Here is a 13322-nt window from a genome sequence, read left to right as displayed (position 1 = left end):
TATCGCACATTAAATGTGGGCGCTGTCGAGCTTTAGCGAGGCTGCGAAGGCGGTGTGTCAGGCAACAAAAATGTTGCCTGTGCCGACGCCTTCGCAGCCTCGCTGGGGCTCGACAGCGCCCACATTGGACAGCGGCGAGCTTAGAGGCTTGGCAGCAACGTGGCCGGCACCAGCTCATTCAGGCAGCGGCTGGCGAGCAGCTCAGTGGCGGCAATGATGTCCGGGGCAAAGAAGCGGTCCTTGTCGTAGAACCCCACTTTGGCGCGCAGGATGCCACGGGCTTTTTCCAGCTTCGGCGAAGTTTTCAAGCCTTCGCGCAGGTCCAGGCCCTGGCAGGCCGCCAGCCATTCAACGGCAAGGATGCCACGCGTGTTCTCAGCCATTTCCCACAGACGCTTGCCGGCAGCCGGGGCCATGGACACGTGGTCTTCCTGGTTGGCGGACGTCGGCAGGCTATCAACGCTATGCGGATGGGACAGCGCCTTGTTCTCGCTGGCCAGGGCTGCCGCCGTGACCTGGGCGATCATGAAGCCGGAGTTCACCCCGCCATTGCCCACCAGGAACGGCGGCAGTTGCGACATGTGCTTGTCCATCATCAGCGAGATACGACGCTCGCTCAGGGAGCCGATTTCAGCGATGGCCAGTGCCATGTTATCCGCGGCCATGGCCACCGGTTCGGCGTGGAAGTTACCGCCGGAGATCACGTCGCCTTCGGCTGCGAACACCAGTGGGTTATCCGACACGGCGTTGGCTTCCACCACCAGCACTTCGGCGGCCTGGCGGAATTGAGTCAGGCAGGCGCCCATGACTTGCGGCTGGCAGCGCAGGGAGTAAGGGTCTTGCACCTTGTCGCAATTCTGGTGCGACTGCGAGACCTGGCTGCTTTCGCCCAGCAGATCGCGATAGGCCGCAGCCGAATCGATCTGCCCGCGTTGGCCACGCGCCGCGTGAATCCGTGCGTCGAACGGCGAGCGCGAGCCCAGCACGGCTTCCACGGTCAAGCCACCACACGCGAGTGCGCCGGCGAACAAATCTTCGCCTTCGAACAGGCCGCGCAGGGCGTACGCGGTGGACACCTGCGTGCCGTTGAGCAGCGCAAGGCCTTCCTTGGCGGCGAGGGTCAGCGGCGCCAGGCCGGCGACTTTCAGCGCTTCAGTGGCTTCCAGCCATTCGCCTTTATAGCGCGCCTTGCCTTCGCCGAGCAGCACCAACGACATGTGTGCCAGGGGCGCCAGGTCACCGGATGCACCGACCGAACCTTTGAGCGGGATGTGGGGGTACACCTGGGCATTGATCAAGGCGATCAGCGCGTCGATCACCTGGCGGCGAATCCCCGAGAAGCCACGGCTCAGGCTGTTCACCTTGAGCACCATGACCAGCCGCACCAGCGCATCGCTGATCGGCTCACCGACGCCGGCGGCGTGGGACAGCACCAGGGAACGCTGGAGGTTTTCCAGGTCTTCGCTGGCGATGCGGGTCGAGGCCAGCAGGCCAAAACCGGTGTTGATGCCGTAGGCCGTGCGATTCTCGGCGAGAATCTGCTCCACGCAGGCAACGCTGGCTTCGATCTGCGCCGTGGCGCTGTCATCCAGGCTGAGGGTTACCGGCTGCTGGTAGATAGCCCGCAGTTGGGCAAGGCTCAGTTGGCCTGGAATCAGATTTAGCGCAGTCACATTCATACTCCTTGTGAATTGTTCTTTTGAATACTTCTGTTGAATAAGTGCTCAGTGCAAATTCGGTAATACGTGGTGCAGCAAAGTGCTGTCGTTGAGCAGCGCGGCGGCGCTCGCGATGTCCGGCGCCAGCCAGCGGTCCTGCTCATAGGCCGGGACTGTTTCGCGCAACAGGCGCCAGGCACAGTGAGTGCCTGCGCCGAAACGCTGGTCCTTGAGAAACTCGAAGGCCTGGGCCGCCAGCAGGTATTCGATGGCGAGAATCTGGGTGACGTTGGCCAACAGCTGATGCAGCTTGAGCGCGGCATTGGTGCCCATGCTCAGGTGGTCTTCCTGCAGGCCGGAGGTGACGAAGTTGTCGAGCACCGCCGGTTGGGCCAGTTGGCGGTTTTGCCCGCACAGGGATGCCGCGACGTACTGCACGATCATCATCCCGGAGTTGACCCCGGGGTTGCTGACCAGGAACGCCGGCAAGCCGCTGACATGCGGGTTGATCAGGCGGTCCAGGCGGCGCTCGGCCACCGCGCCGATTTCAGCCATGGCAATGGCGAGCATGTCGGCCGCCAGCGCTACGGACTGACCGTGCGGGTTGGCCTGGGACACTACGCGGTAGTCGTCCGGAGTGCCGAGCACCAGCGGGTTGTCCGTGGCGCTGTTGAGTTCGGTCTCGATCTGGCGAGTGGCGTGTTCTACCTGGTCGCGGGCTGCACCGTGAATCTGCGGGATCGAGCGAATGCTCAGGGCGTCCTGGGTGCGGATGCCCTTGCTGCTGGCGATCACTTCACTGCCGTCGAGCAAGGCGCGCAGGTTGATACCCACGTGTTGCATGCCGGGGTGCGGCTTGAGGGCGATGATGGTTTCGTCAAACGCATCGATCTGGCCGCGCAGGGCCTCAAAGCTCATGGCGCCGATTACGTCGGCCCATTGCAGCAAGTGATGCGCGTCGGCCAGGGCCAGGCAGCTCAGGCCGGTCATGCACGGCGTGCCGTTGACCAGGCACAGGCCGTCCTTGGCGCCGAGCACCACCGGCTGCAAACCTTCTGCGCTCAGGGCCTGTTGCGCCGTAACGATGCGGCCCTGGTAGCTCACATTGCCAACACCGAGCAAGGCCACGCCGACGTGGGCCATGTGGGTCAGGTAACCCACCGAACCCTGGGACGGCACTTGCGGCGTGATGCCGTGGTTAAGCAGCGCCAGCAACGAATGCACCACCTGCGGATGCAGGCCGGATTTGCCGTGGCTGTAGTTGATGATGGCCGCGCAAATAATCGCGCGGGTCTGCTCGTCGCGGAGCACCGGGCCGACGCCACAAGCGTGGCTGAGCAGGGTGTTGCGCGACAGCTGGCTGAGTTGCTCGCCCTTGAGCGACACGTTGCACAGCGCGCCCAGGCCGGTGTTCACGCCATAGGCGCGTTCACCGCGGGTGACGATGCGCTGCACGATGGCCTGGGCATTGTCGATGCGCGCCCAGGCGTGGCCCGACAGTTCGAGCACCGCGCCATGACGGGCCACGGCGACCACGTCCTGCCAGCGCATCGGGGCGTCGGCGATGATGATTTTTGCTGCCTGGGACATCTTCATACCTTCTTCAATTCTTGTGCAGCCTTACCGGCCTCTTCGCGGGCAAGCCCGCTCCCACAGGGGAACGCATTCCAAATGTGGGAGCGGGCTTGCTCGCGAAGAGGCCAGCCGGCTCACCTCAAAATCCGGGTCAGACCACCGCCGCCCGCCGCTGAACAAACCGGTCCACATACTCATCCGCCGGCGAATGCAAGATCTCGCGTGGCGTGCCGACCTGGATCAGCTTGCCGTCCTTGAGGATCGCAATGCGGTTGCCGATACGCACGGCCTCGTCGAGGTCGTGGGTGATGAACACGATGGTCTTGTGCAGGGTCTTTTGCAGCTCGAGTAACTGGTCCTGCATCTCGGCGCGGATCAGCGGGTCGAGCGCACTGAAGGCTTCGTCCATCAGAATGATGTCGGTGTCAGCCGCCAAGGCGCGAGCCAGGCCCACACGCTGGCGCATGCCGCCGGAAAGCTGGTGCGGGTATTTGTTTTCGTAGCCTTTGAGGCCCACGGTTTCGATCCAGTGCAGCGCGCGTTCGGCGCAGACCTGCTTGGTTTCGCCACGCACTTTCAAGCCATAGGCGACGTTGTCGAGCACGCTCTTGTGGGGCAGCAGGCCGAAGCTCTGGAACACCATGCTGATCTTGTGCCGACGGAATTGGCGCAAGGCTTCCATGTCCAGTTGCAGGATGTCTTCGCCGTCCACCAGGATCGCGCCGCTGGTGGGATCGATCAGGCGGTTGAAGTGACGCACCAAGGTCGACTTGCCGGAGCCCGACAAGCCCATGATCACAAAGATCTCGCCGGTGCCGATGCTCAGGGACAGGTCATTCACGCCGACCACGCAGCCGGTCTCGGCCAGCACCTGGTCCTTGGTCTTGCCCTGGCCAACCAGGGCCAGCGCGTCCTTGGAGCGGTTGCCGAAGATCTTGAAGACGTTCTTAACTTCAATTTTGCTGACAGTAGTCATTTGTTCGCCTCATGCCGTGGACGACCATAGGCCTGGGTAATGCGGTCGATGACCACTGCAAGAATCACGATCGCCAGCCCGGCTTCGAGGCCACGGCCAACGTTGAGGGTCTGGATGCCGACGAGGACGTCTTCACCCAGGCCACGGGCACCGATCATCGAGGCAATCACCACCATCGACAGCGCCATCATGGTGGTCTGGTTGATCCCGGCCATGATGCTCGGCAGCGCCAGCGGCAGTTGCACGCCGAACAGTTGCTGCCAGCGGTTGGCACCGAAGGCATTGATGGCTTCCATGACCTCGCCGTCGACTTGGCGAATGCCCAAATCCGTCAGGCGAATCAGCGGTGGCGCGGCGTAGATCACCGTGGCGAAAATCGCCGGCACCTTACCGAGGCCGAACAGCATCAGCACCGGAATCAGGTACACGAAGCTGGGCATGGTTTGCATGATGTCGAGCAACGGCATCAGCACCGAACGCAGGCGATTGCTGCGTGCCGACAGAATGCCCAGCGGAATGCCGATCAGCACCGAGATCACCGTGGCGACCATCATCAGTGCGAGCGTTTGCATCAGTTTGTCCCACAGGCCCACCGCGCCCACCAGGAACAGCAAGCCAACGATGACCGCCGTGGTCAGCACCTTGCGGGTGGCGTGCCAGGCGATCCCGCCGACGATGATTAGCATCAGCCACCAGGGCGCCGCGCGCAGCAACCCTTCCAGGTTGACGATGGCCCATAGCAGGGTGTCGGAGATGTGCCGGAACACATCGCCATAGTTGGTGACCAGCGAGTCCACCCAACCGTTGACCCAGTCGGCGATGGAAAACGTAAAACTCTCAGGAAACATAGCGTGCTCTCGATCCAGTGGGTTGTGGCCAGGCGTCCGGTTGCCGGTGAAGGCAACCGGAAACGCTCAACCTACAAGGCCGCGTCGATTTTCTTGGCTGCGTCGTCGCTCACCCATGCGTGCCAGACTTCAGGATGTTCCTTGAGGAAAATTTTCGCCAGTTTTGGCGACTCAATTCGCTCTTTGGCCATGCGGCCCAGGTTCTGGTTCAGCAGATCGATAGGCAGGTTGACCTTCTCCAGCACGGCCACCAACTCCGGCGCCTGCTCATGGAAGGTCTTGGACAAGCCAACCTTGATGCTCACGGTTTTATCCACACCGGGTTTTTCTTCCAGCTTGACCAGATCAACCTGGCCCATCAGCGGGGTGGGCGACCAGTAGTAAAACAGGATCGGCTCGCCACGCTTGTAGCTCGACAGCACCGCCGCATCCAGCGCCGGGCCGGTGCCCGGGCGGAAGTTGGTGTAGGTGCTTTCCAGGCCGTAGCTTTTGAGCATCTCGCTGTTGTCCAGCTCACAGGTCCAGCCGGCCGGGCAGTTGTAGAAACGGCCTTTGGACGGCTCTTCCTGGTCCTTGAACACCGAGGCGTATTTGGCCAGGTCGGCGATGTTTTTCAGGCCCGGCGCCTTGGGTTCCAGCTTGCGCTTGGCGTCGCCTTCGATCACATAACGCGGCACGTACCAGCCTTCGACAGCACCGACAACCGGGGCACCGACGCCGACGACTTTGCCGGCCTTCTCGGCCTTGTTCCAGACTTCACTGCGGCCGACCCACTCTTCGGCAAACACCTGGATGTCGTTGCTGCTCAGGGCGTTTTCCATGGTGATGGAGTTGCCCGGCAGGCTGTCGGTTTTGCAGTCGTAGCCTTTCTCCAGGACGGTTTGCAGGATGTCGGTGAGCAACATGCCGCTTTCCCAGTTCAGGCCGGCGAATTTCACCGGTTTGCCGGATTCGCACCAACCGGCCGCTTGCGCGCCGACACTCGCCAGCAGGCCTGCAGAAAACAGTGTGGCCAGCAGGGTCTTATTCATGTTCATTGTTGTGACGCTCCCAATCTTGAAATGGATTACGGAAGTCAGTAGGCATCCTGCCCTGTCCACGTCCCATCAGGCCTGTGCAGTCAGCCCGTTTGTCGTTGGTGTAGCGCCCTGCTCTTGCGGCAGGATCAGTCGTTCAGGAATTGCGCTGTGCCATTTTTTCGCACAGACGTAATAGAGGGCTGCGGGAAGCACCAGACCGATGATCCAGGAAATATCCACATCACCCAGCGCGGCCACCAGCGGGCCGGTGTAGAACTTGGTCGAGATGAAGGGCAATTGCACCAACACGCCGAAGACATACACGCTGATACCGAGCAGGTTCCAGCGGCCGTAGCGACCGTTCGGGTCGGCCAGCGCCGGCACGTCATAGCGCTCGCGGGTGATGCAGTAGTAATCCACCAGGTTGATCGCACTCCAGGGCGTAAAGAACGCCAGCAGGAACAGGATGAAAGACTTGAACGCCCCGAGGAACGAGTGCTGGCCGAGCAACGCGATCAGGGTCGCAGTGCCGACAATGACCAGCACGAAAACCAGGCGCTGCAGACGCGTGACCTCCAGGCGACCCCGAAAGCCGCTGATGATGGTCGCGATGCACATGAAACTGCCGTAGGAGTTCAGCGTAGAGATGGTGACCTTGCCGAAAGCGATGCTGAAGTACAGCAGCGCAGCCGTGGCCCCCGTGCCGCTCAAACCCACGATGTAAGCCACTTCGTGGCCTGCGAATTGCCCGTTGGACATGGCCGCGGCAAACACGCCGAGGATCATCGCTACCTGTGCACCAATGACCGAACCCGCGCCAGCGGCGAGAAAGGTTTTCAGCGAAGACGTCTTGCTCGGCAAGTACCGTGAATAGTCCGCCACGTAAGGGCCGAAAGCGATCTGCCAGGAGGCCGCGAGCGACACCGCCAGCAAAAAACTGCTCCAACTGAAGTGGCGGATTTGCAGAAGAGCACCAACGTCGGTCTGGCTGATCAGGCGGCTGAACAGGTAGACGAACGCAACCACACCGATGACGCTGGCGACGCGGCCGATCCAATGGATCACCCGGTAACCGAGCACTGTGACCAGCACGATGACACTGGCGAAAATAAGGATACCGACGCTGTCACTGACGCCAAACAACTGGCCCAGCGCTTGGCCGGACAGTACGGTGCCGGTCGCGGTAAAGCCCAGGTACATCAAACAGACCAGTACGATCGGGATGGCCGCGCCATAAACACCGAACTGCACCCGGCTGGAGATCATCTGCGGCAGGCCCAGCTTCGGTCCTTGCGCTGCATGCAACGCCATGACACCGCCACCGATCAATTGGCCGATCAACAGACCGATCAACGACCAGAACACATCACCGCCCAGCACCACGGCCAGAGCCCCGGTGACGATCGCGGTGATTTGCAGGTTGGCACCCATCCATAGGGTGAACTGACTGAACAGACGGCCGTGTCTTTCCGCTTCCGGGATGTAGTCGATCGAACGCCTTTCGATCAACGGGGTGGTGCTTGCACGTGCGTCATTTGCAGCCATGTGTGTTCAACCTCTGATGGATTGTTTTTGTTTGCAACACAGATCAAATGTGGGAGCGGGCTTGCTCGCGAAAGCGGAGGGTCAGCTAACGATTACGGTGACTGGCACACCGCATTCGCGAGCAAGCCCGCTCCCACATTGAATTACTTGATCATCGGGAGATTGAGGCCCTGCTCCTTGGCGCAGTCGATTGCGATCTGGTAACCGGCGTCTGCGTGGCGCATCACCCCGGTAGCCGGGTCGTTGTGCAGTACGCGGGCAATCCGCTCAGCCGCTTCATCGGTGCCGTCGCAGACGATCACCATGCCGGAGTGCTGCGAGAAGCCCATGCCCACGCCGCCGCCGTGGTGCAGCGAAACCCAGGTCGCGCCGCTGGCGGTGTTGAGCAAGGCGTTGAGCAGTGGCCAGTCGGACACAGCGTCGGAACCGTCCTGCATGGCTTCGGTTTCGCGGTTCGGGCTGGCGACCGAGCCGGAGTCGAGGTGGTCACGGCCGATCACTACGGGTGCCGACAGCTCGCCGCTGCGCACCATTTCGTTGAACGCCAGGCCCAGCTTGGCACGCTGGCCCAGGCCCACCCAGCAGATACGTGCCGGCAGGCCCTGGAAGCTGATGCGCTCGCGCGCCATGTCCAGCCAGTTGTGCAGGTGCGCGTCGTCGGGGATCAGCTCTTTGACTTTGGCGTCGGTCTTGTAGATGTCCTGCGGGTCGCCAGACAGCGCCGCCCAACGGAACGGGCCGATGCCACGGCAGAACAGTGGGCGGATGTAGGCCGGTACGAAGCCTGGGAAGTCGAATGCGTTTTCCACGCCTTCTTCTTGTGCCATCTGGCGGATGTTGTTGCCGTAGTCGAAGGTCGGGATGCCTTGCTTCTGGAATTCCAGCATGGCGTTGACGTGCACGGCCATCGACTGCTTGGCGGCCTTGATCACGGCAGCCGGTTCGGTTTTCGCGCGGGCGCGGTATTCGTCCCAGGTCCAGCCGGCCGGCAGGTAGCCGTTGAGTGGGTCGTGGGCGCTGGTCTGGTCGGTGACCATGTCCGGGCGCACGCCACGCTTGACCAGCTCCGGCAGGATTTCCGCCGCGTTACCCAACAGGGCGATGGAGATGGCCTTGCCTTCCTGGGTGTATTTGGCGATGCGGGCCAGGGCGTCGTCGAGGTCGGTGGCTTGCTCGTCGACATAACGGCTGCTCAGGCGGAAGTCGATGCTGACCTGCTGGCACTCAATGTTCAGCGAGCACGCCCCGGCCAGGGTGGCAGCCAGTGGCTGAGCGCCGCCCATGCCGCCGAGGCCGGCGGTGAGTACCCAGCGGCCGGTCAGGTCACTGTTGTAATGCTGGCGACCGGCTTCGACGAAGGTTTCGTAGGTGCCCTGAACGATGCCCTGGCTGCCGATGTAGATCCAGCTGCCGGCGGTCATCTGGCCGTACATGGCCAGGCCCTTGGCATCCAGCTCGTTAAAATGTTCCCAACTGGCCCAGTGCGGCACCAGGTTGGAATTGGCGATGAGCACGCGCGGGGCGTTGCTGTGGGTCTTGAACACGCCGACCGGCTTGCCGGATTGCACCAGCAGGGTCTCGTCGTCGTTCAGGTTAGTGAGGCTCTCGACGATCTGGTCGTAGCACTCCCAGTTACGCGCCGCACGGCCGATACCGCCGTATACCACCAATTCTTTCGGGTTCTCGGCCACTTGCGGGTCGAGGTTGTTCATCAGCATGCGCAGCGGCGCTTCAGTCAGCCAGCTTTTGGCGGTGAGCTTGTTACCGCGGGCGGCGCGGATTTCGACGTCACGGTATTTTGTAGGCTTGGTCACAGCTAGGACTCCTCGGCGATCGATGCGCGAACATGGATGGTGCGCAGGAGAGTCTTACGCACACATCTTTACTTGTACATACAAGCATATGCAATCAAGCGGCCAACTTTCGCAACGCGGGTGTCAGATTTTTTGCGCAGGTGTGCGAAAGCCTTGGAAATTAAGGCGTGGAGGCTTGGCGAAATTTCTTACGGAGGAGTTTTTCAGGGAGGGCGATTGTTCATAACAACGCGGCGTTGCGCCACGCTGGGGCATTCGGTAACAAATTGGTGCGCGAGCCGGAAACAGATCCCTTGAACAGCACAGATACACATGTGGGAGCGGGCTTGCTCGCGAATGCGGTGGGTCAGCCAGCCTATCTGGCACTGATACACCGCGTTCGCGAGCAAGCCCGCTCCCACATGTTTAACCGCGCGGGGTCAGCTCGATAATGCAGCAGCGGCCGGTAACCGAGAGGTCCAGCAGGGCGGTGTTACCGTCGATTTGCAGGCAGTCGTGATGCCCCAGCTTTTGGTCCAGCACCTTCACTTCATCCGCGACGCTGAACACCAGCACGGTCTGCGCGGTAGTGAAAAAACGCTGCACACCATCCATCCACTGCAAGCGTGCGTGGTAATGCTGCGGCGAATAAATCAGGTTGAAATCGCGGATCGGCCCGGTGATCAGGCGACAGGAAACGTCGCTTTCACCGCTGAACGCGAAGGGCTGCAGCGGTAACAACCCGCGCTGCTCCTCGCCATCGACGGTCAGGACCATGCCCGCGCCCTTGATCACGGTAATGACGCGCTGGTAGCCGGCGAAGGTGGAAAACCCACCCGACTCACCAATGTCGGCAATCGACAGGCGCCAGCCAAAGCCATCCAGGCCAGTACCGGCGTCGCGGGTAATTTCTTCGGTGCTACCGCCGCCGTTTTTCCATGGCATGCGGATGTAATCGGTGGCGCGCCAGACTTTCACTGCACTCATTTACTGAAACGTCCTTCCAGGCTATGACGGGAACCGGGGTGGATCAAACGCGCAGCGGTCACCGGCTGGCGCCCGGACCAGGTGCGTCGGCGGATCAACAGGCACGGCTCGCTCGGCTCGATCTGCAGCAACTTGCACTCTTCGGCATCAGCAAGGATCGCTTCGACCACATGCTCGCCTTCGGTCAGCGGCGCAACCTGGTTCAAGTAGGCGTAAGGCGTTTGCTGGGTGAAATCCTGCTGCAAGTAGTCCGGCGCCACCAGGGCGTTGACGAAACGGTCTTCGATTTGCACAGGAATGTCGTTCTCGAAGTGCACGATCAACGAGTGGAACACCCGCCCGCCTTCGCGCATTTCCAGGGCGACGGCGCGCTCGGAGCCTGCGGCCTCTTCGCACAGGTGAATGACCTGGCAGGTATGCCGATGACCGCGGGAGGCGATCTCATCGGCAATGTTGTGCACTTCAAACAGCGCCGATTGGCTCTTGGGTTCGGCGACGAAAGTGCCAACACCTTGCATGCGCACCAGCAACCCTTCGGCGGTGAGCTCACGCAGGGCGCGGTTGATGGTCATGCGGCTGAAACCCAGCTGGCTGACCAACTCGCTCTCCGACGGCACGCGGTAATGGGGCGGCCAGTTGCCGTTGAGGATTTGCTGGCTGATCATCTGTTTGACGCGGGCGTACAAGGGCGCCGGACTTTCGTCCATGTGGGCAGCCAGCGAAGACTTGGCAGGCGGAGTCGGCACAGGGAATCCTTGCAGGGGGAAAAGATGCATAGATTGCCGGAGTTTACCGAGCAGGCAAACGTCTGTATATGTATATACAAATAAACACACGACCGGGGTGCCTTGATCATGTCCGCTTTCTTTGCCGAACGCGCGCTGCTGCCTAATGGATGGGCCAACGATGTACGCTTTGAAGTCAGTGCCGATGGCCTGCTGACCCACGTTGAGCCCAACGCCAGTGCAGAGCGCGCCGAACGGCTTAGAGGCCCGGTATTGGCGGGCATGCCCAACCTGCATTCCCACGCGTTCCAACGCGCCATGGCAGGTTTGGCCGAAGTGGCCGGCAACCCGAATGACAGCTTCTGGACCTGGCGCGACTTGATGTACCGCATGGTCGGCAAGATCAACCCGGAGCAACTCCAGGTCATCGCCCGCCAGCTGTACATCGAGATGCTCAAGGCCGGTTACACCTCGGTGGCGGAATTTCACTACGTGCATCACGACGTCAGCGGCCAGCCCTATGCCGACCGTGCTGAGCTGTCGCGGCAGATCAGCCAGGCGGCCGCCAGCAGTGGGATAGGCTTGACCTTGCTGCCCGTGCTCTACACCCACTCCGGGTTTGGTGGCCAGGCGCCGAATGAAGGTCAGCGGCGCTTTATCAACAGCACCGAAAACTATCTGGACCTGCAAGCACACCTCAAGCCGATGCTTGCCGCCCAACCGGCGCAGCAGCTGGGCCTGTGCTTCCACTCGTTGCGCGCCGTCACGCCGCAGCAAATCAATGACGTGCTGGCCGCCAGTGACAAGGCTTGCCCGGTGCACATCCACATCGCCGAGCAGCAAAAAGAAGTCGATGACTGCCTGGCCTGGAGTGGCAAGCGCCCGCTGCAATGGCTGTATGACAATGTTCAAGTCGATGAGCGCTGGTGCCTGGTGCATGCCACCCACGCGGATCCTGACGAAGTCACGCGCATGGCCAAGAGCCGTGCGATCGCCGGTCTGTGCCTGACCACCGAAGCCAACCTGGGCGACGGGATTTTCCCGGCCGTGGATTTCCTCGCTCAAGGCGGACGCCTGGGCATTGGTTCCGACAGCCATGTGTCACTTAGCGTGGTGGAAGAATTGCGCTGGCTGGAATACGGCCAGCGCCTGCGTGACCAGCGGCGTAACCGCGTGTACCGCAGCGATCAGCCAATGGTCGGCCGTACACTGTTTGATGCTGCCGTGGACGGTGGCGCCCAGGCGCTGGGCCAGCCGATTGGTCGCTTGGAAGTGGGCAAACGCGCGGACTGGCTGGTGCTCGACGGCAACGACCCGTACCTGGCGACGGCGACGGAGGACGGGATTTTGAATCGCTGGCTGTTCGCCGGAGGTGATCGGCAAGTGCGCGATGTGCTGGTGAACGGGCAGTGGGTCGTACGGGACGGGCATCATGCCGGTGAAGAGGAAAGCAGCCGCGCCTTCACGCAAGTGCTGAGGGATATGCTGGGCTAACAAGCCATCCCAAACAAAGGTGGGAGCGGGCTTGCTCGCGAATGCGGCGTATCAGTCATTACATCTGTCGACTGACACTGCGTATTCGCGAGCAAGCCCGCTCCCACATGCTGATCAGCGAAGGCTCAGGTTTACTGCGAAGTCTTCGCCATCTGCTTGTCCGACGTACGCCAGATCAACCGCGTGGTGTCGTACCCTTGCTGCCGCGCCCTGCTGAGCAGGTCTTCGCGGGTGTCGGCGCTGACCGTCGGCGTGCGTGACAAGATCCACATGTAGCGCCGGCTTGGGCTGCCAACGATGGCGGTCTTGTAGTCATCACTGACGTACAGCACCCAGTAATCGCCCTTGGCGACGCCCGGCAACAGCGCCGTGAACCAGTTATTGAATTCCACCCAAAGCTTGTCCGTCTTGCCGGGCACTTGCGGCGTGGCGGTGCCCTTGGCTTCTTCCCACTTCCACTCAGGCGTCAGGCAGCGGTTGAACACCGACATGTCGCCATCCGGCAGCAGGCTGTAGCGCGCTTCGGACTGCGCACAGTTGCGCTGGAAGTACATCGGCAATCGGGCCAACTCGTACCAGGTGCCCTGGTATCGCTTGAGGTTGACGTTGCTCGCTGTCTTGGGTTGCAGATCATCGCCAGAATGGCTGGCGCAGCCCGCCAAAAACAGGCTGGCGCAAAGGAACAAAACAAAACGCATCATT

Annotated in this window: 11 protein-coding genes; 1 reads left to right on the top strand and 10 read right to left on the bottom strand. The window is 61.6% G+C overall.

All coding sequences use genetic code 11. The annotated features are described in order from the left end of the window. Window positions 1-140: 140 nt before the first annotated feature. From hutH (A7D21_RS00380) to hutC, 9 genes are all read right to left on the bottom strand, one after another. Window positions 141-1679 carry a histidine ammonia-lyase gene (gene hutH / locus A7D21_RS00380; protein ID WP_139372183.1) on the bottom strand — a complete coding sequence of 513 codons (1539 nt, stop codon included), beginning with the start codon at window positions 1677-1679 and terminating at the stop codon, window positions 141-143. Window positions 1680-1724: 45 nt separating this feature from the next. After that, window positions 1725-3248 (bottom strand): histidine ammonia-lyase, encoded by a 1524-nt coding sequence (gene hutH, locus A7D21_RS00375; RefSeq protein WP_069550949.1) that lies wholly within the window; start codon window positions 3246-3248, stop codon window positions 1725-1727. 136 nt (window positions 3249-3384) lie between these two features. Beyond that, window positions 3385-4209 (bottom strand): glycine betaine/L-proline ABC transporter ATP-binding protein, encoded by an 825-nt coding sequence (locus tag A7D21_RS00370; RefSeq protein ID WP_053253918.1) that lies wholly within the window; start codon window positions 4207-4209, stop codon window positions 3385-3387. Next, window positions 4206-5057, bottom strand: coding sequence for a proline/glycine betaine ABC transporter permease (locus tag A7D21_RS00365; protein ID WP_053253917.1), 852 nt, complete (start codon window positions 5055-5057; stop codon window positions 4206-4208). Before A7D21_RS00365 ends, A7D21_RS00370 begins: the two co-directional genes overlap by 4 nt. Window positions 5058-5128: 71 nt before the next feature. Beyond that, window positions 5129-6094 carry an ABC transporter substrate-binding protein gene (locus A7D21_RS00360; protein WP_053253916.1) on the bottom strand — a complete coding sequence of 322 codons (966 nt, stop codon included), beginning with the start codon at window positions 6092-6094 and terminating at the stop codon, window positions 5129-5131. Between the two features lie 69 nt (window positions 6095-6163). Further along, a complete protein-coding gene (locus A7D21_RS00355) occupies window positions 6164-7621 on the bottom strand; it encodes a cytosine permease (protein WP_069550835.1) in 1458 nt (485 codons plus the stop codon). Window positions 7622-7764: 143 nt separating this feature from the next. Further along, on the bottom strand, window positions 7765-9435 hold the full coding sequence (gene hutU, locus A7D21_RS00350; protein ID WP_069550834.1) for a urocanate hydratase: 1671 nt from the start codon (window positions 9433-9435) through the stop codon (window positions 7765-7767). 405 nt (window positions 9436-9840) lie between these two features. Then, window positions 9841-10401 (bottom strand): HutD family protein, encoded by a 561-nt coding sequence (locus A7D21_RS00345; protein ID WP_069550833.1) that lies wholly within the window; start codon window positions 10399-10401, stop codon window positions 9841-9843. Continuing rightward, a complete protein-coding gene (gene hutC, locus A7D21_RS00340) occupies window positions 10398-11108 on the bottom strand; it encodes a histidine utilization repressor (protein WP_232000148.1) in 711 nt (236 codons plus the stop codon). The genes A7D21_RS00345 and hutC overlap by 4 nt, the downstream gene beginning before the upstream one ends. 147 nt (window positions 11109-11255) lie before the next feature. Between hutC and A7D21_RS00335 the strand changes: the two genes are divergently transcribed. Further along, window positions 11256-12620: a formimidoylglutamate deiminase gene (locus A7D21_RS00335; RefSeq protein WP_053253911.1), complete on the top strand. Its 1365-nt coding sequence runs from the start codon at window positions 11256-11258 to the stop codon at window positions 12618-12620. Window positions 12621-12751: 131 nt separating this feature from the next. Here A7D21_RS00335 and A7D21_RS00330 read toward each other — a convergent pair whose 3' ends face one another. Continuing rightward, on the bottom strand, window positions 12752-13321 hold the full coding sequence (locus tag A7D21_RS00330; RefSeq protein ID WP_053253910.1) for a lipocalin family protein: 570 nt from the start codon (window positions 13319-13321) through the stop codon (window positions 12752-12754). Window position 13322: the final 1 nt, after the last annotated feature.

Origin of the sequence: Pseudomonas sp. AP19 (assembly GCF_001728855.1) — a bacterium.
Taxonomy (GTDB): Bacteria; Pseudomonadota; Gammaproteobacteria; order Pseudomonadales; family Pseudomonadaceae; genus Aquipseudomonas; species Aquipseudomonas fluorescens.
Note: the sequence above shows the minus strand (reverse complement) of the source record. Positions and strands in the feature narration are given on the sequence as shown.

Excerpts from the sequence above, each read along its gene's own strand:
- hutH (WP_139372183.1), bottom strand. The coding sequence starts at position 1,679 with ATGAATGTGACTGCGCTAAATCTGATTCCAGGCCAACTGAGCCTTGCC.
- hutH (WP_069550949.1), bottom strand. The coding sequence starts at position 3,248 with ATGTCCCAGGCAGCAAAAATCATCATCGCCGACGCCCCGATGCGCTGG.
- A7D21_RS00370 (WP_053253918.1), bottom strand. The coding sequence starts at position 4,209 with ATGACTACTGTCAGCAAAATTGAAGTTAAGAACGTCTTCAAGATCTTC.
- A7D21_RS00365 (WP_053253917.1), bottom strand. The coding sequence starts at position 5,057 with ATGTTTCCTGAGAGTTTTACGTTTTCCATCGCCGACTGGGTCAACGGT.
- A7D21_RS00360 (WP_053253916.1), bottom strand. The coding sequence starts at position 6,094 with ATGAACATGAATAAGACCCTGCTGGCCACACTGTTTTCTGCAGGCCTG.
- A7D21_RS00355 (WP_069550835.1), bottom strand. The coding sequence starts at position 7,621 with ATGGCTGCAAATGACGCACGTGCAAGCACCACCCCGTTGATCGAAAGG.
- A7D21_RS00345 (WP_069550833.1), bottom strand. The coding sequence starts at position 10,401 with ATGAGTGCAGTGAAAGTCTGGCGCGCCACCGATTACATCCGCATGCCA.
- hutC (WP_232000148.1), bottom strand. The coding sequence starts at position 11,108 with ATGGACGAAAGTCCGGCGCCCTTGTACGCCCGCGTCAAACAGATGATC.
- A7D21_RS00335 (WP_053253911.1), top strand. The coding sequence starts at position 11,256 with ATGTCCGCTTTCTTTGCCGAACGCGCGCTGCTGCCTAATGGATGGGCC.
- A7D21_RS00330 (WP_053253910.1), bottom strand. The coding sequence starts at position 13,321 with ATGATGCGTTTTGTTTTGTTCCTTTGCGCCAGCCTGTTTTTGGCGGGC.